Here is a 26,603-nt window from a genome sequence, read left to right as displayed (position 1 = left end):
ACTAGCTGAAGTCGAGGGCTTCGACCGTCGCTACGGGACCCTCGTGCGTCGGCCGGTTGGCGCCGCCGATGCAGTACACCGTGTTGCCGACGGTTGCCACCACCGCACCGTGCCGCGGCGTCGGCATCGGCGGCAGCGTGCTCCATTTCCCGGCCGCGATGTCGTACATCTCGGCCACGTTCAGCACCGTCGCCGGTTCTTCGCCACCGAGCGCCACGATCCGGCCGTCGATGTAAGCGGCGCCGTAGCTGCCGCGCGGAGTCGGCATGCTGACTAGCGTGGCCCACGCCCCCGACGCCGGGTCGAATCGTTCGAGGGCTGCCGAGTTCCGGTCGGAGGAAAGCGATCTGCCCCCGATGGCGTAGACGTAGCTGCCGTCGGACACCGCGGTGAGGTGCTCGCGCGGCGTGGGCATGTCGGCGGCATCCTGCCACGAAGTCCCGTCGAAGACCTCGGTCTGCGGGACGAGCTGCTTGGCGTTCTGCCCGCCGACGACCACGAGCTTGTCGCCGACCACCGCGGCGGCCGGGGCCGCGCGGGCGTGGCCGAGGCTGGGCAACTCCACCCAGTTGGCACCGCGCAACGCGAACACCTTGTTGGATCCGTCGGCGATGTTGTCGCTTGTGCCGCCGAGGACGACCACCTCGCCCCGGTAGGTGGCCGCGGCCGCGTGGTGCAGCGGCATCGGCAGCGCGGGGCCCGGTTGCCAGACACCGGCCCGCGGCTCGTAACTCTCAACCGTGTTGAGCGCGGCGCCGTCTTGCAGTTCGCCCAGGATCCAGATCTTGTCCTGGAGAACGGCCGACGCCATCATCAGCCGCGGGGCAGGGGCATCGGGCAGCGAGCGCCATTGCGACGCCGGCTGGGTCCGGCGCGACGGCAGCTTGAGCACCTCGGCCGAGGTCACGACGTCAATGTCGTCGACGGTTGTCGACCCGCCGATCGCGTAGACCGACTGCTGCACCACGGCCACCGCCATGCCGTGTCGCGCGGTCGCCATGTCCGGCAACCCCGTCCAGGTCTTGGTCATCAGATCGTAGGTTGACGCGCTCTTGAGGACCTGCCCCGACGACACGCCCCCGAGTATCACCAGACGGCCGTCGGCGATCGTCGCGCCGAGGTCACTGCGCGCTTTTGGCAGGGCGGGCAACGACATCCACGTCTTGGCCGCTGGGTCGTAGGCCTCGACCGTCGGAAGGTCGCTCCCGTTGGTTCCGCCGACCGCATACACGAGCTTTCCGTCCGACGCCGCGGCCAGCATCTGCCGAGGAGTCGGTATCGGCGCGCCGGGCGTCCAGGAGTTGCCGTCGAACACCTCGGTGGTGTTCAGCAGCGCGCCGTTGGCGTCGACGCCGCCCGTGACGACGATGCGGTCTCCCAGCACCGCGGCCGCAGCCGCCGCTCGGGGCTGCAACAGGTGCGGCAGCTCCACCAGTGCCCGTTGACGACCCGCCAAACCTGATCTGCTGCAACGTTTTTACCGCCCTCACTCATCCATCCGCCGAGCACAACCGCGTTGCCCTGCCAGGTGACCGCCATCGCGTGCGAAACCGCCACCGGCAGATCGTCGCTGCGCTTCCACTCGTCGACGGCTGGGTCGTAGCCCTCGTCCCGGGCCGTGACGGTGCCGTCGCTGCGGATCCCGCCGAATAGCCAGATGGTGCCGTCGACTTTGGCGGAAGCCACGGCGTAGCGCGCGACGCGGGCCTCGGTGATCGGCCGCCATTGGGTGGCCGCCGGCGCCGGTTGTGCAGCGCCCACGGTGGTCGGATGCTTGGCCGTGGTCGGCGGAAGCGTGACGACGACGATGCCGGCGACGAGGGCGGCGACCAGCACCGCCGACCCGGCCGGCAACCCGATGCGGACGCGCTTTCTTCCCGGCTGGCCGAACCACGCGGTGGCCCGCGCCCGCAGCGGCGGCTTCACGCCGGGAGGGCCGGCGGGCGCGCTGGTCGGCGTCGCCGACGGCTCGGCATCCGGTTCCGCGTCGTCTGATTGCACTTCGTCGTGGATGGCGCGCAGCACGCTGGCCGCCTCCGAAAACTCGCGCTGAATGGCGGATTCCGACGGCGCCGAAGTTGTCGGCGCCGGGGCGGGATGGCGAACGCGGGTGTCGGGAGCCGTCGACGGTGCTTCCCCCGCACCGGGCCCGCCCGCGGTGAGCCCGGCCAATTGCGAGATCTCCGCGGCCGCCGCGCGCACCGAATGACGACCGGAGTCGGTGATCGCCATCGCGTCGGGCTGTAAGCCGTTGCTGCGCTGTGCGGCCTGAAACTCGCGGCCCAACTCGGCCGCCGACATGGGCCGCTCCGCGGGATCAAGCAACATCGCGGCTTCGACCGCCGAGCACACCGCGTCGGGGATCCCGAGGGGACGCAGGTCGGGAATCGGGGTGGTGCTGATGCGCAGGTATTGGGCGACGAGGTCTTCGCTCGTCTGACGCTCGTAGGCGGCGCTCCCGGCGATCAGCGTGTAGACAGTGGCGCCCAGTGAATAGATGTCGGAGGCCACCGTCGCGGGATTGCCCGCCAACGTCTCCGCGGCGTGTAGTCGATTGTGCCGGAGAAGAACCCGCTTGTCGTCTCGTAGCCGCCCTGAATGCGTGCGATCCCGAAATCGGCCAGTTGCGGTTCGCTATAATCGCTGACGAGCACGTTGGCGGGTTTGATGTCGCGATGCAAAATGCCTGTCCGATGGGCGGTTTCCAGGGCGCCGCAGAGCTTCACGCCGATGCGCATGGCCTCCGGCCAGGGGATCGGCCCTTCGCGACGCAGTCGGACGGCCAGGGAATCCTCTGCGCAGTAAGGCATTACGATGTATGGCCGGCCACTGGGGGTGATCCCGACCCGCAAGATGTTGAGAATGTTCGGATGCCCGGACAGGCCGCCCATCGCGTAGCCCTCGCGCAGGAAACGCTCCCTGCTCTCGTCGTCGAAATGCGACGGCAGCACCTTGATCGCGACATTGCGGCCCAGCGCGGTTTCGAAACAGCGGAAGACGACCCCGGCGCCACCCCTACCTACCTGGCGCGCGTTCTCGAATCCGGCGGCGGCGAGCTCCGCGGCGAGTTCGATGAGCGCAGACGCCGGATCCTTGGTGTTGGGTGCTTCGGTCACGTGGCCCCCGACTTCGTGCGTAAGAGCTACTCGCGACTGGAGCCTAACCAAACAAGCCTCGCCGCGCGCTGCGGGCGAAGATCATCGCCGATGTCGGATCTACGCCAAAGATGTTCTGACGCCAGGGGTTTCCTGCGGGTTAACCTCCGGGCCAGAATGGGTCTATGACACTGGACTGCAACGGGTACTTCGAGCGCATCAACTATGGTGGCGTTGCCCGGCCGACGCTCGAAGTGCTGCAGGATCTCATGACCGCTCACACCCGCACCATCCCGTTCGAGAACCTGGATCCGCTGCTGGGCGTGCCGGTCGACGACCTGAGTCCAGAGGCCCTGACGACAAGCTGGTATACCGGCGCCGCGGCGGCTACTGCTACGAGCAGAACGGGCTGCTGGGTTACGCGCTGACCGAGATCGGCTTTCGGGTGCGGCGGTTGGCCGGCCGTGTGATCTGGATGGCGCCACCCGGCGCGCCGCTGCTCGCCCAGACCCACACGGTGTTGGCGGTGACGTTCCCCGGCTCCCAGGGGCCCTATCTCGTCGACGTCGGCTTCGGCGGCTAGACTCTGACCTCGCTCATTCGCTTCGAAACGGGCAATGTCCAGCAGACCACGCACGAGCCGTACCGCTTGGACGACCGCGGCGACGGGTTGGTGTTACTGGCCCAGATCGCCGGGGAGTGGCAGCCGCTCTACGAGTTCACCACGCGAACCCACCCGGATATCGATCTGAAGACGGGCAGCTGGTTCGTCTCGACGCACCCCTCGTCGCATTTCGTCACCGGCCTGATGGTCGCGCTGGTCACTGACGACGGCCGGTACAACCTGGCCGGCCGTGAACTCACCATCCACCGCCAGGGCGGCTCCGAAAAGATCCTGCTCCCCGATGCCGCGGCCGTCGTCGAGCAATTGCACGACCGATTCGGGATCAACATCGACGATGTCGGCGAACGCGGCCGACTGGAATCCCGCATCGACGGCATTACCGACGCCAATAACCAGTGCAATCCCAACCCGCTTCAATTCCGACGGCGCGCACACCCGAGGCGCGTGCGGAAACGACCGGGTCAGGGCGGGTTTACGCGGGTAGACGTAGGCAACCATTTCATCGCAAATCGGTGACATTCTCCTGACAGTGATCCCGGTCATAGGGGAACGGATAGGTAAATAACGAACACGTCTACTAGCCTGTCCTACCGTGACTCGGGATCACTGGCTGAACAACTATGCGCCCACCTCGGGCGACGCCGACCCCAACACCCCCGCTGGCAGAACGATCGAGGTACCCGAGGGCCTGACGCTGACCTCGTATTTCGACCGGCATCGCGCCGAACACGGCGACCACCCGGCCTACCGTTTCCTGGACTACTCGCACGAACCCGACGGCCGGCCGGTGGTCCTGAGCTGGAACGAGCTGTGGGTACGGGTCTGTGCTATCGGCGCTCGCCTGCAGCAAGTCACCCAGCCCGGGGAGCGCGTGGCGATCCTGGCGCCCCAGGGACTCGATTATGTGGCGGCGTTCTTCGGCTCCGTCTACGCGGGCAACATCGCCGTTCCGCTGTTCGCGCCGGCCATGTCGGGCCACGCTGAGCGGCTGGCCGCGGTGCTGGCCGACGCCCGGCCGGCTGCCGTGTTGACGACGACTGCCGCCGCCGAGTCGGTTCGGACGTTCCTGCGGACGCTGGCGCCGGCCGAGCGGCCGCGAATGATCGCGGTGGACGCGCTTCCGGACACGCTCGGATCGATGTTCATCGGGGCGTCCGTCGACACCGATGACATCGCCTACCTGCAGTACACGTCGGGCTCGACGCGTTTGCCGGCCGGGGTGGAGATCACCCATCGGTCCGTCTACACCAACGCGATGCAAATGGTCCTGACCGGCGGGCTGGACGTCGACGTCCGCACCGTGAGCTGGCTGCCGCTGTATCACGACATGGGCCTGATGATGATCATGTTCACCGCGTTCTTCGGGGCCCACGTCACGCTGATGGACCCGATGGCATTCCTGCGCCGGCCCTATCGGTGGATCAAACAACTGGGCATCGAGTCCGCCTACGGCCGCACCTTTGCGGCCGCGCCGAACTTTGCCTTCGAGCTGACCTCGGAGCGCGGGTTGCCACCGGCGGGCGAGACCCTCAACCTCAGCAACGTCGTTTGCATCCTCAACGGGTCCGAGCCGGTCACGATGTCGGCGATTCAGAAGTTCACCAATGCGTTCGCGCCCTACGGTCTGCCGGCCAACGCGGTCAAGCCCTCCTACGGGATGGCGGAGGCGACACTCTCGGTGGCCAGCATTTCCCTGGACGCGGCAGCCGGCGAGGTCTTCATGCACCGCGAGCAGCTCGCCGCCGGCCGCGCGGTGATCGTCGCGCCCGACGACCCGGATGCGGTGTCCCAGGTGTCGTGCGGGCAGCCGATCCCGGACCAATGGCTGGTGATCACCGACCCCGACGGCGCCGAGGTGCCCGACGGCACCGTCGGCGAAATCTGGCTGCATGGCGTCAACATCGGCCGCGGCTACTTCGGCCGCGAGGACGAGACGAGACGGGTGTTCGGCAACAAGCTGCAGTCCCGGCTCGACAAGGGCAGCCACGCCGAGGGCGTGGCCGACAACGGATTTTGGTTGGCGACCGGTGATCTCGGGGTGTACCTGGACGGCGAGTTGTACCTAACGGGCCGGAGCAAGGATCTGATCATCATCGACGGGCGCAACCACTACCCGTTCGACGTCGAGACGACGGTGAGCAACGCCTCACCGGCCATCCGCACCGGCTATGTCGCGGCGTTCTCCGTCCCGGCGGACGCGCTCGGGTCGTCGGAGTCGGGCTCGGGCGAGCAGCTAGTCGTCGTCGCCGAACGTGCGGCGGGCGCGGGCCGTACCGAGCCGGCAGTGGTCGCCGACGCCGTGCGGGCGGCGATCTCGCGCAATCACCAGGTCCGGTTGGCCGACCTGCGGCTGGTGGCCGCCGGCACCATCCCGCGCACCACGAGCGGCAAACTCGCCCGCAACGCCTGCCGGGCCGAATACCTTGCGGGGAAGTTCAACCGCTGACCGACAGCCACGGTCCGATGCGGCGCACAGCCTCTTCGATGTCGCCGGTCGGTCCGGCGAACGACAACCGGACGAACCTGTTGCCCTGCGTGATGTCGAAATCGACGCCAGGAGCGATCGCAACACCGGTGTCGGCCAACAACTTCGAGCAGAAGGCCATCGAGTCGTCCGTGAACTGCGAAACGTCGGCGTAGACGTAGAAGGCGCCGTCGGTCGGTGCCAGCCGGTCCACGCCGATGCGGCGCAGCCCGTCGAGCAGCAGCGATCGGTTGACCGCGTAGTGGTGCAGATTGCCGTCGGCCTCGGCCGTGGCCTGCGGCGTAAACGCCGCTACCGCCGCGATTTGCGACAGTACCGGCGGGCAGATGGTGAAATTACCCGTCAGGCAGTCCACGGCCCGGCGCAGCTCCGCCGGCACCAGCAACCAGCCCAACCGCCAGCCGGTCATGGCGTAATACTTCGAAAAGCTGTTGACCACCACTGCGTTTCGCGATGTCTGCCAGGCGCAGCTGGTCGGCGGCGCGCCCTCGTAGACCAGGCCGTGGTAAACCTCGTCGCTGATCAGCCGCACTCCGGCGCCGTCACACCACGCCGCGATGGCCGCCAGCTCCGCCGCCGGTATTACCGTCCCGGTGGGGTTGGCCGGGCTCGCGACGATCACGCCGCGCACCGGCGGGTCGAGTTCGGCCAGCATCTGTGCGGTAGGCTGGAAGCGGGTGTTCGGGCCGCACGGCAGTTCGACCACCTCACAACCCAACGCCGACAAGATGTTTCGATAACACGGATAGCCGGGGCTGGCCAGCGCCACCCGATCACCGACGTCGAAGCACGCCAGGAACGCGAGCAGAAACCCGCCGGACGAACCAGTGGTGATCACCACGGCATCGGCCTCGACGTCGATGCCGTGCAGCCGTTGGTAGTTGGCCGCGATCGCGGCACGCAGTTCGGGAACGCCCAACGCCACGGTGTAGCCCAGCTGATTGGTCTGCAGGGCCGCGGCCGCCGCCGCACGCACCGGCTCGGGTGCCCCCACACTGGGCTGACCCGCCGAGAGGTTCACCAGGTCGCCGTGACTGCGCTGGCGCTCCGCGGCCGCCAGCCAGACGTCCATCACATGGAAGGGCGGGATGCCGGCACGTAGTGCGACGGAGCCGTTCACGGCGTCTGGAGCACCTCAGATTCGAGTTGGCGCAACAGTTCTCGCGTGGATCCCAACAGGTGTGCACTGCCGTGTGCGCGTTTGAAGTACAGGTGCATATCGTGTTCCCAGGTGATCGCAATGCCGCCGTGCAGCTGGATGCCCTCGCCGGCCACATTACACAGCGCCTCGGTGGCGGCCAGCCGCGCGGTTGCCGCGCTGGCCGGTGTGGGGTCGTCGCACGCATCGGCGACCACGGCCCGCGCCGCGGAGACCGCGACATAAAGGTCGGCCATCCGGTGTTTGAGGGCCTGGAAGCTGCCGATCGGGCGGCCGAACTGCACGCGGCTCTTCGCGTACTCGACGGTGAGCTCCAGGCAGCGCTCGGCGGCGCCGATCTGCTCTGCTGCCAACAGGATTGCCGCGATGTCGGCCAGGCCCGGGTCGCGTCCCAACGCCACGCCGTCCTCGGACCGCACGCGGGCCAACCGGCGGGTGGGGTCCATGGTGACGACCGGCTCGGCGGTGAAGCGGGTCCACCTGCTCAGCCGACCGTCGGTCGCGGCGATGACCACGTCGGCGATATCACCGTTGACCACATAGTCGGCGTCGAGCACCAGCGCCCCGATCGATCCGCCCTCGGCCAGGGCCTCCAGCGTCTCGGCGTCCGGCTCGCCGGCGGCCAGCAGCGCCAGCTCGGCCAGCGTGGTGCCCAGCAGCGGGGAGGGCACCAGGGCGCGACCCAGTTCTTGCAAAACCGTTGCGGCATCGGCAAGTTCGCCACCGGCGCCGCCCAACTCCTCGGGGATCACCAACGCCGCGGCGCCGACCTGTTCGCACAGCAGCTGCCACAGCGACTCGTCGTAGCCCTTGTCGGACTCCATCGCCGAGCGCACTGCCGCCGGGCCGGCGTGCTTGGCGACCAGGGCGGCGACGGTGTCGCGCAGCAGCTCGCGCTCTTCAGTCATTTGCGCCACTCCGCTTCATCGCTGCGTGCTGGCTGCGTTCCCTCGCCGGCGCACGTCATAGGGCCTCCAGCACTCTGCGTCGATGGCCCTCCGGCGTACCCCAGGCCGAACGCAACGCTTGCACCCGGAGCAGCGTGAGGGACAAATCATGTTCCTGGGTAAAACCGATGGCACCGTGGGTTTGCAACGACGAACGGGCCGCGAGTAGCCCGGCTTCGGACGCCGCCGCCTTGGCCGCGCTGACGTCGCGCGGTTGGAGCGACAGCGCGGCGCCGTACACCAGCGGGCGGGCCAGTTCGATCGCGATATGCACGTCGGCCAGCTTGTGCTTGATGGCCTGGTACGAGCCGATGGCCCGGCCGAACTGAGTGCGTTGCTTGGCGTACTCGACGGAATCGTGCAGCAGCGCCTCCGCGGCGCCGATCAGCTGCGCGGCGGTGGCCAGTGCGCCGAACTCGTAGGCGCGCTTGGTATCCGCGGGCCAAGCGGCACCGGTTGCCGTCACGTCGTAGAGCCGGCGGCTGGGGTCGACGGAACGGAAGCATTCGCCGGCGGTCGCTTCGCTGACGCCGCCATCGGTGGCCAGCAACACCAGGCCGGCCGCCTCGGCGTCAACCGCACGCGGTGCGTCGGGCGGCTGTGCGACGGTGACGATCAGCTCACCGGAGGCCAGCTGCGCACTGCGCTCGTCGTCGGCGAGCAAAACCGGAGCGACCGCGATCGATTCGGCAACCGGGCCGGGCACGCACCAGCGGCCGAGGCGTTCGAGCGCGACCACCAGGTCCACCGGTTCGGCGTCGATGCCGTCGAATTTCTCCGGCACGGCCAGCGCGGGGACGCCGAGGTTGGCCAGCTGTTCCCACACCTTGCGGCCGGACGCGATGTCGCCGTCGGCCCACGCGCGGATCGTGGTCGGCAGGTCCGCCGCACCCAGTGCCGCGTCGATGCTGGCGGCGAAGTCGCGCTGTTGTTCGTCGAGTGCAAACTTCATTTCTTGCTCCCGGCCTTTTCGCGCGGCAGACCCAGCAGCCGCTCGGAGATGATATTTCGCTGAATCTCGTTGGTACCCGCGTAGATCGGGCCCCCCAACGCGAACAGCAGGCCCTCGGTCCACGGCCCGGCGAGCTCGCCGTCGGCGCCGCGGATGTCCAGCGCTGTCTGATGGATCGCCACGTCGAGGTCGGACCAGAACACCTTGGTCACCGACGACTCGGCGCCCAGCTCACCGCCGGCGGCCAGCCGTGTCACGGTGGCGAGGGTATGCAGCCGGTAGGCCTGCGCCTTGATCCAGGCGTCGGCGACCCGGTCGGCAAACTCGACCGGCGAGCCGTTGTCCTTCCATAGCGCCCCCAGCCGCTCGGCGGCCGCCAGAAAGCGTGCCGGGCTGCGCAGCGACATGCCGCGTTCGTTGCTCGACGTGCTCATGGCCGCCCGCCAGCCGTCGTTCGGCGTGCCGATAACGTCCTGGTCGGGCACGAAGACGTCGTCGAGGAAGATCTCGCCGAACCCGGTGTCGCCGCCCAGCTGGACGATGGGCCGCACCGTGATGCCCGCGGCTTTCAGGTCGAACATGAAGTACGTCAGCCCGTTGTGCCGCTCGGCCGATGGGTCGGATCGGAACAGCCCGAACGCCATTTCGGCGAACGGCGCCCGCGAACTCCAGATCTTCTGGCCGTTGAGCAGCCAGCCGCCGTTGGTCTGGGTGGCGGTGGACCGCAGCGACGCCAGGTCGCTGCCGGATTCCGGCTCCGACCATGCTTGGGCCCAGATCTGTTCGCCGCTGGCCATTTTCGGCAGAATCCGGTCGCGCTGTTCGGCGGTGCCGTGCGCGAACAGCGTGGGCCCCAGCATCGAGGTGCCGTTGGCGCTGGCCCGGCCCGGGGCCCCGGCGCGGAAGTACTCCTCTTCGAACACCACCCAATGCAGCAGCGGGGCGTCACGACCGCCGTACTTCTTCGGCCAGGTGATCACCGAGAGTCCGGCGTCGAACAGCACCCGGTCCCAATGCCTGTGCTGCGCAAAGCCTTCCGCATTGTCGTAGGACTTCGTCGGGATCGACTCGGCGTTGGCCGACAGGAAGTCCCGCACCTCGGCTGCAAATGCCAGTGTTTCTTCGTCCAGTTCCAGATCCAATTCAGGCCAACTCTCGCAATTGTGGTTTGAGCACCTTGCCGCCCGCATTGCGCGGCAACTCGTCGACGAACCGCACCGAGCGCGGTGCCTTGAAGTTCGCCAGATGTTCACGGGTGTAGGCGATCACCGACTGCTCGTCGAGGGTCGCGCCGGGCAGCAGCACCACGAAGGCGCGGCCCACCTCGCCGAGTCGTTCGTCGGGGACCCCGATCACGGCGGCGTCTGCTACCCCGTCCAGGCGCGCGAGTACCTGCTCGATCTCGGCCGGGTAGACGTTGAAGCCGCCGCAGATGTACATGTCCTTGAGCCGGTCGGTGATGCGCAGATTGCCGGCCTCGTCGACCCATCCGATGTCGCCGGTGTGCAGCCAGCCGTCGGCGTCGATGGCCGCGGCCGTTGCGGCGGGGTCGTCCAGGTAGCCCAGCATCACGTTCGGCCCGCGCAGCAGCACTTCGCCCGATTCCCCGGGAGCACTTGACTCGATACGCAATTCGAAATCCGCGAACGGTCGCCCGCAGGTGGTTGCGACCGTCACCGCGTCGTCGTCGGCGCGACACGACGTGCCCATGCCGTTGGCCTCGGTCAGGCCGTAGGCGGTCAGCACGATGTCGATGTCGAGCTCGGATTGCATTCGCTCCACCAACACCACCGGCACGGTCGCCGCGCCCGTCACCGCGAAGCGCAGCGAGCTCAGGTCGTAGTCACGGCGCGCCGGATGGTCGAGCAGCATCTGGTAAATCGTTGGCGGCCCGGGTAATACGGTGATTCGATGCTCCTCGATGGCCTGCAGCGTGCGCAGCGGGTCGAACGTCAGGTGCGGAATCAGCGTCGCGCCGGTCTGCAGGCAGGCAAGAATGCCCGCCTTGTAACCGAAGTTGTGGAAGAACGGGTTGATGCACAAGTAGCGGTCGTCGCTGCTGATCTTGCCGTTGGCAGCCCAGGACGCCGACGCTGCCAGCGATTGCCGGTGCGCGCAGAGCACTCCCTTGCTACGACCGGTGGTGCCGGAGGTGAACAGGATGTCGCTGAGGTCGTCGGGCGAGACCGCCGCGGCGCGGGCCTCCACCGCATCGAGATGGGTGCCGCGGGCGATGAACTCGTCCCAGGTGCCTCGTACCGGATCGTCGGCCTCGATCGGTATCCGCACGATGTGCCGCAGCGCCGGCAGCGCGGTGCGGTCGAGGTCCGCGACGCGGTCGTGGCCGAGGAACTGACCCATCGCGAACAGCACGGGCGCAGCGGTGCGCGCCAGGATGTCGCCGGCCTCGGATGCCGTGTAGCGGGTGTTCAGCGGGACCATCGCGGCCCCGGCGTGGTGGATCGCCAGGCAGGCCACGACCCAGTGCCAGGTGTTGGGCGACCAGATGGCGACCCGGTCGCCGGCTCGGACGCCGAGCGCGATCAGCGCGGCCGCCGCGCGGTGCACCTCGTCGCGCAGCGTGGCCGCGGTGAAGGAGCGATCGCCGGTCAGCAGGGCGTCGTGGTCGGGCAGTTGGAGCGCGAGACGATCCAGCGCCGCCGGCACGGTGCGCGGATCGTTGGTCATCGGCGACATTCCTCCATCTGATTGCCCGCCTCCTTCTCACGCCGCTGCGCGGCGCGCATCGTCGGCCGAGCCCATCTGATTGCCCGCCTCCTTCTCACGCCGCTGCGCGGCGCGCATCGTCGGCCGGGCCCAGCTTGATTGCTCGATTCCTCCTCACGCCGCCTGCAGCGGCGCGCATCGTCACCGAGCTACAAAGCAAGTGCTTGGTAGGTTAGCCTACAGGGCATGCAGGACGTCGAGGAGTTCCGGGCGGAGGTCCGCAGTTGGCTCGCCGACAATCTGGTCGGTGAATACGCAGCTCTGAAGGGCCTCGGCGGGCCCGGTCGCGAACACGAGGCATTCGAAGAACGCCGCGCATGGAACCAGCATCTCGCCAAGGCCGGACTGACCTGCCTGGGGTGGCCGGTTGAGCACGGCGGTCGCGGCCTGTCCACGGCGCACCGGGTGGCCTTCTACGAGGAGTACGCCCGGGCCAACGCGCCGGACAAGGTCAACCACTTCGGCGAGGAGCTGCTGGGCCCGACGCTGATCGCGTTCGGGACGCCCGAACAGCAGCAGCGGTTCCTACCGCGCATCCTCGACGTCACCGAGCTGTGGAGCCAGGGATACTCGGAGCCGGGCGCCGGCAGCGACCTGGCCAACGTGGCGACCACGGCCGAACTCGACGGCGACCAATGGGTGATCAATGGCCAGAAGGTGTGGACGTCGCTGGCGCACTGGGCGCAGTGGTGCTTTGTGGTTGCGCGCACCGAAAAGGGCTCCAAGCGGCACGCCGGGCTGTCATATCTGCTGGTCCCGCTGGATCAGCCGGGCGTGGAGATCCGCCCGATCATCCAGCTGACCGGCGACTCGGAATTCAACGAGGTCTTCTTCGACGATGCCCGCACGGAGGCTCACCTGGTGGTCGGCGAGCCCGGCGACGGCTGGCGAGTCGCTATGGGAACGCTCACGTTCGAGCGCGGGGTGTCGACGCTCGGGCAGCAGATCCGTTACGCCCGTGAGCTTTCCAACCTGGCCGAGGTCGCGCAGCGCACCGGCGCCGCCGACGATCCGTTCATCCGGGAGCGGTTGACCCGGGCCTGGACTGGCCTGCGGGCCATGCGCAGCTACGCCCTGGCCACCATGGACGTCGAGCAGCCCGGACAGGACAACGTGTCGAAGTTGTTGTGGGCCAACTGGCATCGCGCTCTGGGTGAGTTGGCGATGGACGTCATCGGCAAGCCGGGACTGACACTGCCCGACGGCGAGTTCGACGAGTGGCAACGCCTGTTTCTGTTCACCCGCGCCGACACCATCTACGGCGGGTCCAACGAGATCCAGCGCAACATCATCGCCGAGCGGGTGCTCGGCTTACCTCGAGAGGTGAAGGGATGAGTCTGTCCAAGGCTCCGAAAGAGATTGCCGGACATGGACTTCTGCAGGGCAAGGTGGTAGTCGTCACCGCGGCCGCCGGCACCGGCATCGGCGCGGCGACAGCGCGTCGGGCACTGGTCGAAGGAGCCGACGTGGTGATCTCCGACCATCACGAACGACGGCTAGGGGAGACCGCCGTGGAACTGGCCGCGCTGGGCCTCGGCCGCGTCGAATCAGTGCTGTGCGACGTGACCGCGACCGCCCAGGTCGACGCGCTGATCGATTCGACCACCGCCCGGATGGGCCGGCTGGACGTGCTGATCAACAACGCCGGACTCGGTGGCCAGACCCCCGTCGTCGACATGACCGACGAGGAGTGGGACCGCGTCGTGAATGTGACGCTGACGTCGGTGTTGCGTGCCACCCGTGCGGCGCTGCGCTACTTCCGCGCGGCACCACACGGCGGGGTCATCGTCAACAATGCCAGCGTGCTGGGCTGGCGAGCCCAGCACTCGCAGTCGCACTATGCTGCCGCCAAGGCCGGCGTGATGGCGTTGACCCGTTGCAGCGCAATAGAAGCCGCAGAGTACGGGGTGCGCATCAACGCGGTCTCGCCGAGCATCGCCCGCCACAAGTTCCTGGAGAAGACGTCGTCGTCCGAATTGCTGGACCGGCTGTCGGCGGGCGAGGCGTTCGGGCGAGCCGCCGAGCCGTGGGAAGTCGCGGCCACCATCGCATTCTTGGCCAGCGAGTACTCCAGCTACCTCACCGGCGAAGTGATCTCGGTCTCCAGCCAGCACCCGTGATCTCCACTGGCCAAGCAAGCGCTTGGTTGATACTCTGATCGGGTGGATCGAGTGACCGGTCAGGCCAACAGCCGACGAGACGAGCTGCTCGAGCTCGCCGCGTCGATGTTCGCCGAGCGCGGGTTGCGCGCCACCACCGTGCGCGACATCGCCGACGGCGCTGGCATTCTGTCCGGCAGCCTGTACCACCACTTCGCGTCCAAAGAGGAGATGGTCGACGAGCTGCTGCGCGGTTTCCTCGACTGGCTCTTCGCCCGCTACAACGAGATCATCGACAGCGAGTCCAATCCGCTGGAGCGACTCAAGGGGCTGTTCATGGCCTCGTTCGAGGCGATCGAGGATCGGCACGCGCAGGTCGTCATCTACCAGGACGAGGCCCAGCGACTGCTCTCCCAACCGCGGTTCTCCTACATCGAGGATATGAATCGGCAACAACGCAAGATGTGGGTCGAGTTGCTGAATCAGGGCGTCGACGATGGCTGCTTCCGGCCCGACCTCGACGTCGACCTTGTCTACCGGTTCATCCGCGACACCACCTGGGTGTCGGTGCGCTGGTATCGACCCGGCGGCCCGCTCACCGCGAAGCAGGTCGGTGAGCAATACCTCGCCATCGTGCTTGGCGGAATTACCAAAGAAGGAGTCTGAAGATGGCTGAGGCGTATGTCGTTGACGCTGTGCGTACCGCGGTTGGCAAACGCAATGGAGCACTGGCCGGGATCCATCCGGTCGACCTCGGTGCTTATGCGTGGCGCGGGCTGCTCGACCGGGTCGACATCGATCCCGCCGCTGTCGAAGACGTGATCGCCGGTTGCGTGGATGCCATTGGGGGACAGGCGGGTAACGTCGCCCGCCTGTCGTGGTTGGCCGCGGGCTACCCCGAAGAGGTCCCCGGTGTCACGGTGGACCGGCAGTGTGGCTCCAGTCAGCAGGCGATTTCCTTTGGTGCACAGGCGATCCTGTCCGGAACGGCCGACGTCATCGTGGCTGGCGGCATGCAGAACATGAGTTGGATCCCCATTTCGTCGGCGATGACGGTGGGCGAGCAGTTCGGTTTCACCTCGCCCACCAACGAATCCAAACAGTGGCTGCACCGCTACGGCGACCAGGAGATCTCGCAGTTCCGCGGCTCGGAGTTGATCGCCGAGAAGTGGAACATCTCGCGCGAGGAGATGGAGCGCTACGCGCTGGCCAGTCACGAGCGCGCATTCGCGGCGATTCGCGGCGGCCACTTCGACAACGAAATCATCACCGTGGAAACCGAATCCGGGCCGTTCCGCGTCGACGAGGGTCCGCGTGAGTCGTCGCTGGAGAAGATGGCCGGCCTCAAGACGCTGGTCGACGGCGGCCGGCTGACCGCGGCGATGGCCAGCCAGATCTCCGACGGCGCCAGCGCAGTGCTGCTGGCCTCCGAGCAGGCTGTCAAGGACCACAACCTGACGCCGCGGGCCCGCATTCACCACATCAGCGCCCGCGCCGCCGACCCGGTGTTCATGCTCACCGGGCCCATCCCCGCCACCCGCTACGCGCTGGAGAAGACCGGCCTGTCGATCGATGAGATCGACACCGTGGAGATCAACGAGGCGTTCGCCCCCGTCGTCATCTCCTGGCTCAAGGAGATCAAGGCCGACCCCGAGAGGGTCAACCCCAACGGCGGCGCGATCGCCCTGGGCCACCCGCTGGGCGCCACCGGCGCCAAGCTGTTCACGACGATGCTCAACGAGCTCGAGCGCATCGGCGGTCGCTACGGTCTGCAGACGATGTGCGAGGGCGGCGGCACGGCCAACGTCACGATCATCGAACGGCTGTAATTCTTTTCACCGAGCGTGAGTGCCCGAACGTCGGCAGACCCCACGACGCGTACGACTACGCATGCTCGGTGGATCCGCGGGCGAGTCCCCGGTGGTAATGCCAGTAGGCCCCGCCGGGCACAATGACGAACGCAACGACCAGCAGGGCGATCGAGAAGTAGTTGGGCCCGCCCCCATGGTCCAGCAGGAGCGTCCGGTAATCGAATGACACCGCGAGCAGCACGGTAATTATCAATGCCAGTACCGGAATGACCTTGTCGGTCAACGTGTTCCGGCGGACATGAGCGAATCGCGGTAGACGGCTTGAGGCTAAAGCGAGTACGGCGATTGGAACGGTGACGAACTGCACGAATCGCGCGATCACTGCCAGGCCCGTGAGATGGACATCATGCGAAATGCAGGGCGAGCGGAAATGCGATGGCCAGTGTCGCTGTCAGGCCGAACGCGACGGTGGGCACGCCGAAGCGGTTCTTCGCTGACAGCCGAGCCGGCTAGGTTTATGCCGAACATCGACACCAGTGCGCCGATGGTGATGATCGTTCGGAAGACGTCATCGCCGATCGCCGCCGGAAGTTTCACGATCTGTTGGGAATGAGCGATCTCGCCCGCACCCAACGTCATGCCCACCACGACCGCCAGTGTGTAGGCGACCGCCACCGTCGCGATAGCCACCGGAATCGCGCGCGGAAGGGTGCGTTCCGGATCCTTCATTTCCTCGGCGGCATTAGCGATCGACTCGAACCCGGTGAAGGCGTACAGGGCGGCGATGGTGGCAAGAACCAGCGTTGTCACGGCGTTTTGTCCCAAGTCCACCGCACCGAACGGCGCATACGATTCCGGCTGATAAACATCTTGGGCGCTCGAGGAACGGTAGTTATTGAGGTGCTCGGTGACGATGATCCATAGGCCGCCAACGATGAAGAGGGTAAGCGCCGAAACCTTGCCGATTGTGGAAATGGCGTTAGCCCAAGCGATCAACCGGTTTCCGAACGTGTTGATCAGCAGCAGCACCGCGATGCAGATGAGAAACCCCAGCGTCTTGACAGATATCACCGCGGTACCTTCGGCCCACCCGGTGTGCGGGAAAATCACAACGAGCAGGGTCGAGACGAAGAAGGACGAGAGGATTCCCCAGGCGATCGAGGCGGCAACGGCGTGCGTGACCCCGGCGTAGATCCCTAGTTTCTGGCCGAATGCGGCGGTGGTGTAAGCGTAGGACGCGCCGTTGGTTTTGACGTAGCGGGCAGCGGTTGCGAACACCATGGCCAGCACTCCGGCGAACAACGCCGCGACGACGTAGGCCACGGGCGCCAGCGGCCCGGCGATCTTGACCACGGCGCCAGGAGTGAGGAAGATTCCTGCGCCGAGGATCGAGTTGATGCCCAGAAGGATGACGCTGAACTGTCCCAGCTTGGTGATGTTGGGGTCTGCGCAAGCCGCCGATGGCACGGCCACGGGCTCCGTGGTGGCTGCGCTCATGACCCTACGACTTATCACTGCCCAGTCGCGGCCAACACCTATTCGCTGACAGCGATCGAATGTCCGTACCTGCACGCCGCTGTCCACTCGTTTTCGGCCCGCAGCTGTCTCGTCAACCGCCGGCCGCTACGCTTCCCCTACCGAATGCTCGACGACATCCTTGATCACATCGCTGGTCTCGCCGACCGGCCCCTGTGGCAGGCTCCTCCACCGGAGATACGCGCCGCCTTCAATTCGCCGTTACCGATGGCGCCGACACCGCTGCCGTCTGACGACGGTGCGGGTATTCGTGTTAGTCCACCACCAGCGCTGACGCCGCCCGCAGGTGCTCGATCGCGTCGCGCACGATCGACTCGATCAGCTCCGCGCACGAGGGCAGATCCTCGAGGATGCCGGCCACCTGCCCGGAGGCCAGTACCCCGGCCTCCGTATTGCCTTCGACCAGGCCGGCTTTCAGCAACATCGGCGTGTTGGCCGCCATCACCACCTGCGACCAGGTCAGCTCCTTGCCGTGCCGCATCGCCAGGCCGTCGGAGATCATCGACCGCCAGGTCATCTGCGACATCTGCTTGAACTTTGCCGCATTGCGCACCGCCGCGGTGAGACCCCTGATAGGCGAACTGCTTTCCAGCTTCTCGACCAGCTCGGTGCGCAGCACCCGGTGCGGCATACCGTCGACGCGGGTAGTGACGACGGTGCCGTCGAGCGCTGACTCCAGATAGCGTCTCTTGACCGAATCGGGCACGGTCGAATCCGAGGTGAGCAGGAAGCGGGTGCCCATCGCGACACCGGCCGCGCCGTAGGACAACGCCGCGGCCAGCCCGCGTCCGTCGAAGAAGCCGCCCGCCGCGATCACCGGGATGCCGGTGCCCTTGACCGCGTCCAGCACCGACGGCAGCAGCAGCGTCGTGGCGACGGGGCCGGTGTGGCCGCCGCCCTCGCCGCCCTGCACGATCATCGCGTCGGCGCCCCAGCTCGCGACCTTGCGCGCGTGCTTGGCGGCTCCGATCGACGGAATGACCACGCAGCCCGCCTCTTTCAGCCGGGCGATCAGCTCCTGCTTCGGGGCCAGCGCGAACGACGCCACCTTCACGCCCTCGCGGATCATCAGCTCGACCCGGTCGCCGGCGTCGGCGGCGTCGGCGCGCATGTTGACCCCGAAGGGTTTGTCGGTGGCGGCCTTCACCTTGCCGATCGCCGTCGCCAACTCGTCCAGGGTCATGGTGGCCGACGCCAGGATGCCCAGCCCGCCGGCGTTGGCCGTGGCCGCCACCAGCCGCGCCCCGGCCACCCAGCCCATCCCGGTCTGCACGACCGGGTGCTCGACACCGACCAGCTCGGTCAGCGGCGTACGCAGCTTCACAGCCACCGCCGACGATGCAGAGCGCAGCGATGAGGAGAAGGCGGAATGATCATGATCGTATCTCTCGGTCGCGCAGCGCTTTCGGATCGATGACCTCGCGGATCAAGCGCAGCTCGTCGTCGGTCGGTAGCCGGGATTCCTCGGCGGAGTCGAGGCCATTGATCTCGAACGACGTCGCTTCGCGGACGTCGTCGGCCGTGACGCCGGGATGCAAACTCAGGGCCCGCATGGTGCCGCCGGGGCCCTCGAAGTCGAACACGCCGAGGTTGGAGACCACCCGGTAGACGTTCGCGAACCGGAACGCCGGATTGTCCCTGTCCACCTTGTCGGTGCCGATGCCGCAGACGATGTCGACCTGGTCGCAGAACACCCGCTTGGAGTGGTTGCCGACCCAGTAGCTGGTCGCGTGGTTGATCGCGTTGCCGGGCGCGCCCCGCACGCCGAACATCTGCCGGGTGGGGTGCTGCAGCGGACCGAACGCCGATAGATTCTGGTTGCCATAGCGGTCAACCTGATTGGCGCCCATCACCACGTGCCGCCGTCCCCAGGCCAGCGTCTCGAAGACCCGGCCGAACGGCATCCAGCCTTCGACCGGGCCGGTCTTGCCCAGCGCCGGCGTGTCCGCGAGCAACTGCGCCTCGCCGTCCGTCAGCAGGATGTCCGGGGCGAACGTCAGCCGGGCCAGCCGCGCGCCGACGGAGACCATGTTCGCCATCGGGCTGACCATGATCTCGCCCGCGTCCCGGAACAATTCGGCGCAGGCGACCGCGCAGACCTCCGCTCGGGTGCTCTCGGTCACTTGGCCGCCTCCTCTGCGAACTTGCGGACGGCCGCTTGGTATTCGGCTTCGTCGCCGGACAGGTAGGTCGCGACGAACTGCTGCCAGCCCTCTGCTGTCGAGGCGGCCTCGGCGTAGTGTCGCTGGAACTTCTCGTCACGCCCGTAATCCGGTGCCGCGGTGGTGAAGTGGGCGCCATTGGGCGCTTCCACCACACCGTCGACCATCATCCGATTCACCAGCAACGCCTGCGGCGGCACGGCCTTGACCAAGTCTTCGGTCGACACCACCCGCTCGACGGAAAGAAAGCGCTTCTCGGCGGCCATCAGGAACAGGTCGTCGAAATAGGGATCGATACCGGTGTATGCGGCATTGCCTTGGCTGTCACCGAGATTTAGGTGTACGAAGGCGGCGTCCAGGTTCAGCGCCGGCATGGCGATCAGCGTCTCGTGACCACCGCCCGGTGCCGGGTAGGGGCTGGTGACGGTGGCCAGTTCGCCCTCCCAGAAGTCCGGCACCGAACTGCCCAGCCCGGCCCGGATCGGCAAGAAGGACAGTCGCTGTGCGGCGGCCTGCAACCCGCAACGCAGCATGCCCTCGTCCATCTCGCGGGCCTCGATCGATCCGGTGGTGCGCGCCTTGGCGAACCACGGATCGTAGAAGGGCGGCGAATCCAGCGAGACGAACCCGTAGTAGACCCGCTTCACCTTGCCCGCCGAGCAGAGCAGCCCGAGGTCGGGGCCGCCATAGGTCACGACGGTCAGGTCGGTGACGTCGGTGCGCAACAGCGCGCGCACGAACGCCATCGGCTTGCGCCGCGACCCCCAGCCGCCGATGCCGACGGTCATACCGCTGCGGACTTGGGCGACAGCCTCCTCGAGCGTGATCCTTTTGTCGCTCAAGACTTCTCACCCTTCTTCGTGCCGGCGAACGCGTCGCGGTGTTCGTCGGCAACGCCGGCGAGGTTCAGCTCGAACGTAAACCCTTGTTCCATGCGGTAACTCGAGTTGACCCGCTGCACGTCGATCAGGTTCAGCGCCTCCTTGGCGGCGCGGATGACCCGGGTGTCCTTGGCGGCGATGTCACGGGCCACCCGCAACGCGGCCTCGTCGAGCTCGCCGCGGGGGACGACCTCGTGCACCGAGCCGAAGTGGTGCAAGGTGGTGGCGTCCACGGTGGCCGCGGTGAAGAACAGCCGTCGCATCAGGTGCTGGGGGACCAACCGCGACAGGTGCGTCGCCGCGCCGAGCGCGCCGCGCTCCACCTCCGGCAGACCGAAGGTGGCGTCGTCGGAAGCCACGATGACGTCGGAGTTGCCGACCAGGCCGATGCCGCCGCCCACGCAAAATCCGTTGACCGCCGTGACGACTGGGACCGCGCACTCGTAGACGGCGCGGAAGGCCGCGAAGCAGCCGCGGTTGGCGTCGATGAGCGCGGTGAAGCCCTCGGTGCGCTGCATCTCCTTGATGTCGACGCCGGCATTGAAGCCCCGGCCCTCGGCGCGCAGGATCACCACGTGCGTTGCGGGATCGTTGCCGGCGGCCGTGATCGTGTCCGCGAGCTCGAACCAGCCGCGCGACGGAATGGCATTCACGGGCGGATAGTCGACGGTGACCGCGACTATGCCCGGCTCTGTGCTGGTGGATGTAATGGTCAATTGGCACTTCCTCGTGAAATTGAGGCCGACTACCTAAGCAAGCACTTGCTTGGTACGCTAGCACAGTGACTCGCGCCGAAGCAGGCCCCCTTTCTGCCGGAGCCATCAATTTCGGACTGGCCGGGCGCGTGGTTTTGGTCACCGGCGGCGTTCGCGGCGTGGGTGCCGGGATCAGTTCGGTCTTCGCCGCGCAGGGCGGCACGGTGGTCACCTGTGCCCGCCGCGCCGTCGACGGATTGCCGTATGAGTTTCACTCCTGCGACGTCCGTGACGAGGTCGCCGTCCAGCAGTTGATCAACGAGATCACCGACCGGCACGGTCGGCTCGACGTGGTGGTCAACAACGCCGGCGGATCGCCGTATGTGCTGACCGCCGAATCCAGTCCAAAGTTCAACCGTAAGATCATCGAGCTTAATCTCATTGGTGCGCTGTTGGTTTCGCAATTCGCCAACGAGAAAATGCAGGTTCAGCCCAACGGCGGGTCGATTGTCAACATCTGCAGCCTGTCCGGCCGGCGACCGTCACCCGGCACGGGGGCATATGGTGCGGCCAAGGCTGGCCTGGAAAGTCTCACCCAGACCCTGGCCGTGGAATGGGGGCCGAAGGTGCGGGTGAACTCCTGCGTCGTCGGCATGGTCGAGACCGAACAGGCCGACTTGTTCTACGGCGACGCGGACTCGATCGCCGCGATCTCCAAGAACGTGCCGTTGGGCCGGCTGGCCAAGCCCGAGGATGTCGGTTGGGCCGCAGCATTTTTGGCTTCGGACGCGGCCGCCTACATCAGCGGCGCCTCCCTCGAGGTGCACGGCGGCGGCGAACCGCCGCACTATCTGTCCACGACGACCGCCAGCGCGGTCAAGTAAAGGAGACAACAGCTATGGGAGTGGTTGACGGCCGGGTCGTCATCGTGACCGGAGCGGGCGGCGGTATCGGCCGCGCGCACGCGCTGGCGTTCGCGGCCGAAGGTGCACGCGTCGTCGTCAACGACATCGGTGTGGGTCTCGACGGTTCCCCGGCGGGCGGCGGCAGCGCCGCCCAGGGCGTGGTCGACGAAATAACGGCCGCCGGTGGCGAAGCCGTCGCCAACGGATCCAACGTCGCGGATTGGAATCAAGCGGCAGCGCTGGTCCAGACCGCCGTCGACACCTTTGGTGGTCTGGATGTACTGGTGAACAACGCCGGTATCGTGCGCGACCGGATGCTGGCCAACACCAGCGAGGAGGAGTTCGACGCCGTCATCGCCGTACACCTCAAAGGTCATTTCGCGACGATGCGCCACGCCGCGTCGTACTGGCGCGGGCTGTCCAAAGAGGGCAAAGCCGTTGACGCCAGGATCATCAACACCAGCTCCGGCGCCGGGCTACAGGGCAGCGTCGGGCAGGGCAACTACAGTGCCGCCAAGGCCGGCATCGCGGCCCTGACGCTGGTCGCCGCGGCCGAGACGGGCCGCTACGGCGTCACCGTCAACGCCATCGCCCCGTCGGCCCGGACCCGGATGACCGAGACCGTCTTCGCCGAGATGATGGCGACGCAGGACCAGGACTTCGACGCGATGGCTCCGGAAAACGTTTCACCACTGGTGGTTTGGCTGGGCAGTGAGCAGTCCCGCGACGTGACTGGGAAGGTCTTCGAGGTCGAAGGCGGCAAGATCCGCATCGCCGAGGGTTGGGCGCACGGGCCGCAGATCGACAAGGGCGCCCGGTGGGATCCCGCCGAGTTGGGTCCCGTCGTCGCCGACCTGTTGGCCAAGGCGCGGCCTCCGGTCCCGGTATACGGGGCCTAGCCGCTTCGCCGAACATGTACTGGTGGAAGGATTTTCGCCGAATCCTCGCCACCAGAGCACGTTCGGCGCAAGGTGTACAAGGCCGGGTCGCACGCGAGCGCATCCACGCGAGTCTTATGCGGGAATCAGCTTGAGTGGCAGGGTTTGGTGGCGGTGGATGATGTTGTTGATCGCCCACGTCGGTGTCCCCGCGACTTCGATACGGTCGACACGATCGATCAGTGCGTGCAACATGGCCGCCGTTTCCAGGCGCGCCAGACCTTGGCCGGCGCAGGCGTGTGCACCTTGCCCGAATCCGATCTGACGGCCGGCGTCCCGGCGGATGTCGAAGACCTCCGGCTGCACCCACTCGTGTTCATCTCGGTTGGCTGAGGCGTACATCACCACAACGCGGTCCCCGGCAAGGATTGGGACACCGGCGATTTCGGTCTGCCGGCCCACCAAACGCGCAAACGCACGCAGTGGCGGCTCGTAGCGGACGACCTCGTTGATGGAGTTCGCCATCAGGTCCGGCTCCTCCTTCAGGAGCTGCCATTGCTCGGGATGGCTGGCGAACAAGTACAACGCGTTCGAGATGGCGCTCATGGTGGTGTCGATCGACGGCGCGAGGTAGTCGACCATCAGCGGGGGACATTCGCTGTGTGACAGCTTGCCTTCGTCGGCGGCGATGAGGAGCTCGTGTGCCATGCTGCCGTCGAGGACGGCGCGTTGGCGAACGACGCGGTGCGCGAAGCGCAGCATCTTCAACGCTTGAGGCGTCGATCGGATCGCTCGCCGATTAAGTGGACCGAGCAGGTCGAAAGTCGCTCCGCCCCATTCGATCAGGTGATCGCGATGGTTTTTGGGCCAACCGATGAGATCGGGTACCACGGCCAGCGGCAGGGCGGCGGCGAGGTCGGTCACGCCGTCGACCTCACCCTTGTTCAGCGCCGCAACGACGACGGCGGCGGCGGTGGCGTCCACGCTGTCGCTGATCGCCCGCAACGCGCGCGGTAAGAGCCGGTGCGCGACGAGCTTGCGTCGCTGATCGTGTTCGCCGTCGTCGCTGTTGAGCGTCGTGCCGCGGGACAAGCGGTTGGCGATCGGATTCAGCGACACACCCCTGCCCGACAAGAACGTCTTGTCGTCCCGCAACACTGCCTTGCACTCGGCGTAGCGGGGCAGCGCGTACGCCTTCTGTTTGGACAGCCAGACCACCGGCCCTAGCTTCCGCAGGCGCTGGTAGTGCGGGTACGGGTCGATTATTGCAGCGGTGGAGTAGATGTCCGGCTTGTATGCGGGGACATCGGCCGGTCTGCGACGCATCGGTTCTCCTCACAGCGTGCTGCCCATGGCGTGGCCAAACCCCCCATTCTGACGAAATCGTCACATGCGACGATATAATCAGTCAAGGTTTCACGTGCTGCGGTTTACCGAGACCGGAGCGGCGGCGCGCTTCCCCGCACGGAATCGGCGGCGACGGCGACAATCCGGTTACGCGGAGCGGAGCAGGCATCTTGTCCGCGGTGAGTTCCGGCCCGGGCGAAGTAATGCGTTAGGGGTCGCAGATCACGATCGGGATCACGCGGTCCGTCCAGGACTTGTAGTCCTCGAACGTCGGATACATGGCCACCAGTTTGGGCCAGTACTCGCTGCGCTCCGCCTCGGTGGCGTCGCGCGCCTGCAACTGCAGCACCTCGTCCTTGATCTGAACGGACACTTTGGGATTGGCCTTCAGGTTGAGGTACCACAGCGGGTGCTTGTCGCTGCCGCCCCGCGAGGCGACCAGGATGACGCGATTGCCCTCACGCAGGTACAGCAGCGGGCTCACCCGCGGCTCGCCGGTCTTGCGGCCCGTGGTGGTGAGTAGTGCGACCGGCGCGTTGCCGAACACGCCGCCGAGTTTTCCGTTGCTGCGCTGGTAAATCCAGGTGTTGCCCTTGGCCATCCACTTGATGAAGAAGTTGACCCACGGCGAGTTCAAAGCACGCGGCTTCGATTTCGGCATTCGTTGGCTCCTAGCGCTGAATGAACGGTGAAAAGCGAACCCTGATGTGGTGGATTTCGGCTCGCCCGCTTGAACTTTCGGCGGGGATCACGAACGTTTCGTCGACTCGGGCGGCGACTCGACGGCCACCGAACGCGGCCTTGGTGAGCACGTCGTAAACGGCACGCACATCGTCGCCCGCGATGGAGAAATCCGGTGGTGTTGTGTCGGCGAGCAACCGGTACTGTGGCCCGCGATTGAGGCTGCGCCGCAAATGATTTCCGGAGAACCCGTTCTTGATTCCCTGCTCGATGCGGGTGCACCGGGCCGCGAACGGAACGGCATCGCCGTCGTGGCTGACCAGCGCATCGATGTATGCCTGCGCGGCCGCTATGCGGCTCTCCTCGGAGACGAGCACCGAGGAGTTAGATGCGTTCGATGATGGTGCCGGTGGACAACGCGCCGCCCGCACACATGGTGATCAGCGCGGTGGTCTGGTCGGTGCGTTCCAGCTCGTGCAGCGCGGTGGTGATCAGGCGGCTGCCGGTACTGCCCACGGGGTGGCCCAGCGCGATCGCGCCGCCGTTGACGTTGACCTTGTCCATGTCCGGGTTGTGCACCCGCGCCCAGGACAGCACCACTGAGGCGAAGGCCTCGTTGATCTCGGTGATGTCGATGTCGCCCATCTTCATGCCGGCCTTTTCCAGCACCTTGGCGGTCGACTGCACGGGGCCGTCCAGGTGGTAGTAGGGCTCGGCGCCGATGAGCGCCTGGCTGATGATGCGGGCCCGCGGCTTCAGGCCGAGCGCCTTGGCCTTGTCCTCGTCCATCCACAGCACGGCCGCCGCGCCGTCGGAGATCTGCGACGACGTGCCGGCCGTGTGGATCCCGCCCTCGATCACCGGCTTCAGCGAGGCCAGGCCCTCCAGTGTGGTCTCGCGCAGGCCCTGGTCCTTGGTGACGACGTGCCGGTCGCTGGTCGGCTGCTTGTTCTCATCGAGCACGGGCGCCTCGATGCCGCTGATCTCGCGGTCGAACCGGCCCTCGGCCCAGGCCTGCTGCGCTTTACGCTGCGAGTCGAAACCGAACTGGTCGATGTCTTCGCGGGTGATGCCTCGGCGCTTGGCGATGCGCTCGGCGGCGGTGAACTGATCCGGCAGATCGATGTCCCAGGACGCCGGCCGCAGGATCCCGCGGTCGGGGCCGGCGTTCGCCCCCAAGCCGACCCGGCTCATCGCCTCGATGCCGCATGCAATGCCGATGTCGATGGCACCCGCGGCGATCAAACCCGCGACCAGACCATTGGCCTGCTGCGCGCTTCCGCACTGGCAGTCGACGGTCGCGGCGCCGACGTGGTCAGGCAACCCGGCGACCAGCCAGCTGACGCGGGTGATGTTGTTGGACTGTTCGCCGAACTGCGTGACGCAGCCGCCGATGATCTGCTCGACGTCGCCGGCTTGGAAATCAGACGAGATGCCGGCCTTCTCCACAAGAGCCTTCTGCGTGGCCCCCAGTAACTCGGTGGCATGCAGACCGGACAGCCACCCGTTCCGCTTACCGATAGGGCTACGTGTGGCTTCAACGATGACAGGGTTACCCATTCCGTCAGGCTAGAACACGTTTCATTACTCTGACAAGCGAGGATGATGACCTGCCTTT

General features: G+C 66.9%; 22 protein-coding genes and 2 pseudogenes. 8 read left to right on the top strand and 16 right to left on the bottom strand.

What is annotated here, in order from left to right; translation table 11 throughout:
* Position 1: 1 nt before the first annotated feature.
* A pseudogene (locus tag MSG_RS22615) lies at positions 2-3,116 on the bottom strand (Kelch repeat-containing protein).
* Between the two features lie 164 nt (positions 3,117-3,280).
* On the opposite strand from MSG_RS22615, the pseudogene MSG_RS22610 reads away from it, so the two are divergent.
* Both MSG_RS22610 and MSG_RS22605 read left to right on the top strand, forming a co-directional pair.
* Positions 3,281-4,107 (top strand): annotated as a pseudogene (locus MSG_RS22610) (arylamine N-acetyltransferase family protein); the annotation flags it as partial.
* A 223-nt stretch (positions 4,108-4,330) separates the two neighbouring features.
* Positions 4,331-6,166 (top strand): fatty acyl-AMP ligase, encoded by a 1,836-nt coding sequence (locus tag MSG_RS22605; protein WP_096444734.1) that lies wholly within the window; start codon positions 4,331-4,333, stop codon positions 6,164-6,166.
* On the opposite strand, the gene MSG_RS22600 is transcribed toward MSG_RS22605, so the two are convergent.
* From MSG_RS22600 to fadD3, 5 genes are read right to left on the bottom strand one after another with little or no spacing between them, the layout of a single operon-like run.
* Complete coding sequence (locus MSG_RS22600) at positions 6,156-7,277, bottom strand: pyridoxal phosphate-dependent aminotransferase (protein ID WP_373421171.1); 1,122 nt, start codon at positions 7,275-7,277, stop codon at positions 6,156-6,158. The genes MSG_RS22605 and MSG_RS22600 overlap by 11 nt on opposite strands.
* A 44-nt stretch (positions 7,278-7,321) precedes the next feature.
* Positions 7,322-8,272 carry an acyl-CoA dehydrogenase IpdE2 gene (gene ipdE2 / locus MSG_RS22595; protein WP_096443201.1) on the bottom strand — a complete coding sequence of 317 codons (951 nt, stop codon included), beginning with the start codon at positions 8,270-8,272 and terminating at the stop codon, positions 7,322-7,324.
* A 55-nt stretch (positions 8,273-8,327) separates the two neighbouring features.
* Positions 8,328-9,263, bottom strand: a complete 936-nt coding sequence (locus tag MSG_RS22590) for an acyl-CoA dehydrogenase family protein (RefSeq protein ID WP_096443199.1) — start codon at positions 9,261-9,263, stop codon at positions 8,328-8,330.
* Entirely contained in the window at positions 9,260-10,405 is a 1,146-nt protein-coding gene (locus MSG_RS22585) for an acyl-CoA dehydrogenase family protein (RefSeq protein ID WP_096443197.1), read from the bottom strand. Before MSG_RS22585 ends, MSG_RS22590 begins: the two co-directional genes overlap by 4 nt.
* Before the next feature lies 1 nt (position 10,406).
* Complete coding sequence (gene fadD3 / locus MSG_RS22580) at positions 10,407-11,951, bottom strand: 3-((3aS,4S,7aS)-7a-methyl-1,5-dioxo-octahydro-1H-inden-4-yl)propanoate--CoA ligase FadD3 (protein WP_096443195.1); 1,545 nt, start codon at positions 11,949-11,951, stop codon at positions 10,407-10,409.
* Between the two features lie 225 nt (positions 11,952-12,176).
* Here fadD3 and ipdE1 point away from each other — a divergent pair, with 225 nt between their 5' ends.
* Genes ipdE1 through fadA6 form a run of 4 tightly spaced genes read left to right on the top strand, consistent with a single transcriptional unit; the run spans position 12,177 to position 15,918 of the window.
* The gene (gene ipdE1, locus MSG_RS22575; RefSeq protein ID WP_096443193.1) at positions 12,177-13,325 is read left to right on the top strand and encodes an acyl-CoA dehydrogenase IpdE1; all 1,149 of its coding nucleotides are present in this window, start codon (positions 12,177-12,179) and stop codon (positions 13,323-13,325) included.
* Positions 13,322-14,110, top strand: coding sequence for a (5R,7aS)-5-hydroxy-7a-methyl-1-oxo-2,3,5,6,7,7a-hexahydro-1H-indene-carboxyl-CoA reductase (gene ipdF / locus MSG_RS22570; RefSeq protein WP_096443191.1), 789 nt, complete (start codon positions 13,322-13,324; stop codon positions 14,108-14,110). Before ipdE1 ends, ipdF begins: the two co-directional genes overlap by 4 nt.
* Before the next feature lie 42 nt (positions 14,111-14,152).
* Complete coding sequence (kstR2, locus tag MSG_RS22565; RefSeq protein ID WP_096443189.1) at positions 14,153-14,755, top strand: TetR family transcriptional regulator KstR2; 603 nt, start codon at positions 14,153-14,155, stop codon at positions 14,753-14,755.
* Positions 14,756-14,757: 2 nt separating this feature from the next.
* Complete coding sequence (gene fadA6, locus MSG_RS22560) at positions 14,758-15,918, top strand: steroid 3-ketoacyl-CoA thiolase FadA6 (protein WP_096443187.1); 1,161 nt, start codon at positions 14,758-14,760, stop codon at positions 15,916-15,918.
* A 55-nt stretch (positions 15,919-15,973) separates the two neighbouring features.
* On the opposite strand, the gene MSG_RS25745 is transcribed toward fadA6, so the two are convergent.
* The 6 genes from MSG_RS25745 to echA20 form a co-directional block, all read right to left on the bottom strand.
* Positions 15,974-16,183 carry a hypothetical protein gene (locus MSG_RS25745; protein ID WP_232011106.1) on the bottom strand — a complete coding sequence of 70 codons (210 nt, stop codon included), beginning with the start codon at positions 16,181-16,183 and terminating at the stop codon, positions 15,974-15,976.
* A gap of 95 nt (positions 16,184-16,278) precedes the next feature.
* A complete protein-coding gene (locus MSG_RS22555) occupies positions 16,279-17,397 on the bottom strand; it encodes an APC family permease (protein ID WP_232011105.1) in 1,119 nt (372 codons plus the stop codon).
* A gap of 292 nt (positions 17,398-17,689) precedes the next feature.
* On the bottom strand, positions 17,690-18,766 hold the full coding sequence (gene ipdC / locus MSG_RS22550; protein WP_219845603.1) for a (3aS,4S,5R,7aS)-5-hydroxy-7a-methyl-1-oxo-octahydro-1H-indene-4-carboxyl-CoA dehydrogenase: 1,077 nt from the start codon (positions 18,764-18,766) through the stop codon (positions 17,690-17,692).
* 43 nt (positions 18,767-18,809) lie between these two features.
* Positions 18,810-19,559: a cholesterol ring-cleaving hydrolase subunit IpdB gene (gene ipdB, locus MSG_RS22545; RefSeq protein ID WP_096443183.1), complete on the bottom strand. Its 750-nt coding sequence runs from the start codon at positions 19,557-19,559 to the stop codon at positions 18,810-18,812.
* Entirely contained in the window at positions 19,556-20,440 is an 885-nt protein-coding gene (gene ipdA, locus MSG_RS22540) for a cholesterol ring-cleaving hydrolase subunit IpdA (RefSeq protein WP_096443181.1), read from the bottom strand. Before ipdA ends, ipdB begins: the two co-directional genes overlap by 4 nt.
* Positions 20,437-21,195 carry a (7aS)-7a-methyl-1,5-dioxo-2,3,5,6,7,7a-hexahydro-1H-indene-carboxyl-CoA hydrolase gene (echA20, locus tag MSG_RS22535; RefSeq protein ID WP_096443179.1) on the bottom strand — a complete coding sequence of 253 codons (759 nt, stop codon included), beginning with the start codon at positions 21,193-21,195 and terminating at the stop codon, positions 20,437-20,439. Before echA20 ends, ipdA begins: the two co-directional genes overlap by 4 nt.
* Positions 21,196-21,260: 65 nt before the next feature.
* On the opposite strand from echA20, the gene MSG_RS22530 reads away from it, so the two are divergent.
* Together MSG_RS22530 and MSG_RS22525 are read left to right on the top strand one after the other, a co-directional pair.
* Entirely contained in the window at positions 21,261-22,058 is a 798-nt protein-coding gene (locus tag MSG_RS22530) for an SDR family oxidoreductase (RefSeq protein ID WP_096443177.1), read from the top strand.
* A 14-nt stretch (positions 22,059-22,072) separates the two neighbouring features.
* Positions 22,073-22,978: an SDR family oxidoreductase gene (locus MSG_RS22525; protein ID WP_096443175.1), complete on the top strand. Its 906-nt coding sequence runs from the start codon at positions 22,073-22,075 to the stop codon at positions 22,976-22,978.
* Between the two features lie 114 nt (positions 22,979-23,092).
* Here MSG_RS22525 and MSG_RS22520 read toward each other — a convergent pair whose 3' ends face one another.
* The 4 genes from MSG_RS22520 to MSG_RS22505 form a co-directional block, all read right to left on the bottom strand.
* Complete coding sequence (locus MSG_RS22520; protein WP_096443173.1) at positions 23,093-24,283, bottom strand: cytochrome P450; 1,191 nt, start codon at positions 24,281-24,283, stop codon at positions 23,093-23,095.
* A 229-nt stretch (positions 24,284-24,512) separates the two neighbouring features.
* Entirely contained in the window at positions 24,513-24,965 is a 453-nt protein-coding gene (locus MSG_RS22515; protein WP_096443172.1) for a nitroreductase family deazaflavin-dependent oxidoreductase, read from the bottom strand.
* A gap of 10 nt (positions 24,966-24,975) precedes the next feature.
* Positions 24,976-25,362, bottom strand: a complete 387-nt coding sequence (locus tag MSG_RS22510) for a hypothetical protein (protein ID WP_096443170.1) — start codon at positions 25,360-25,362, stop codon at positions 24,976-24,978.
* A 7-nt stretch (positions 25,363-25,369) separates the two neighbouring features.
* On the bottom strand, positions 25,370-26,545 hold the full coding sequence (locus MSG_RS22505) for a steroid 3-ketoacyl-CoA thiolase (protein ID WP_096443168.1): 1,176 nt from the start codon (positions 26,543-26,545) through the stop codon (positions 25,370-25,372).
* Between the last annotated feature and the right edge of the window lie 58 nt (positions 26,546-26,603).

It is taken from the genome of Mycobacterium shigaense, assembly GCF_002356315.1.
GTDB classification, from domain to species: domain Bacteria; phylum Actinomycetota; class Actinomycetes; order Mycobacteriales; family Mycobacteriaceae; genus Mycobacterium; species Mycobacterium shigaense.
Note: the sequence above shows the minus strand (reverse complement) of the source record. Positions and strands in the feature narration are given on the sequence as shown.

What these genes read in the sequence shown, in the direction of transcription:
- MSG_RS22520 (WP_096443173.1), bottom strand. Translation starts at nt 24,283, where the DNA reads ATGCGTCGCAGACCGGCCGATGTCCCCGCATACAAGCCGGACATCTAC.
- ipdE2 (WP_096443201.1), bottom strand. Translation starts at nt 8,272, where the DNA reads ATGACTGAAGAGCGCGAGCTGCTGCGCGACACCGTCGCCGCCCTGGTC.
- MSG_RS22515 (WP_096443172.1), bottom strand. Translation starts at nt 24,965, where the DNA reads ATGCCGAAATCGAAGCCGCGTGCTTTGAACTCGCCGTGGGTCAACTTC.
- ipdE1 (WP_096443193.1), top strand. Translation starts at nt 12,177, where the DNA reads ATGCAGGACGTCGAGGAGTTCCGGGCGGAGGTCCGCAGTTGGCTCGCC.
- MSG_RS22525 (WP_096443175.1), top strand. Translation starts at nt 22,073, where the DNA reads ATGGGAGTGGTTGACGGCCGGGTCGTCATCGTGACCGGAGCGGGCGGC.
- MSG_RS22555 (WP_232011105.1), bottom strand. Translation starts at nt 17,397, where the DNA reads ATGAGCGCAGCCACCACGGAGCCCGTGGCCGTGCCATCGGCGGCTTGC.
- MSG_RS22590 (WP_096443199.1), bottom strand. Translation starts at nt 9,263, where the DNA reads ATGAAGTTTGCACTCGACGAACAACAGCGCGACTTCGCCGCCAGCATC.
- ipdF (WP_096443191.1), top strand. Translation starts at nt 13,322, where the DNA reads ATGAGTCTGTCCAAGGCTCCGAAAGAGATTGCCGGACATGGACTTCTG.
- fadA6 (WP_096443187.1), top strand. Translation starts at nt 14,758, where the DNA reads ATGGCTGAGGCGTATGTCGTTGACGCTGTGCGTACCGCGGTTGGCAAA.
- MSG_RS22600 (WP_373421171.1), bottom strand. Translation starts at nt 7,277, where the DNA reads ATGGACGTCTGGCTGGCGGCCGCGGAGCGCCAGCGCAGTCACGGCGAC.
- fadD3 (WP_096443195.1), bottom strand. Translation starts at nt 11,951, where the DNA reads ATGACCAACGATCCGCGCACCGTGCCGGCGGCGCTGGATCGTCTCGCG.
- MSG_RS22505 (WP_096443168.1), bottom strand. Translation starts at nt 26,545, where the DNA reads ATGGGTAACCCTGTCATCGTTGAAGCCACACGTAGCCCTATCGGTAAG.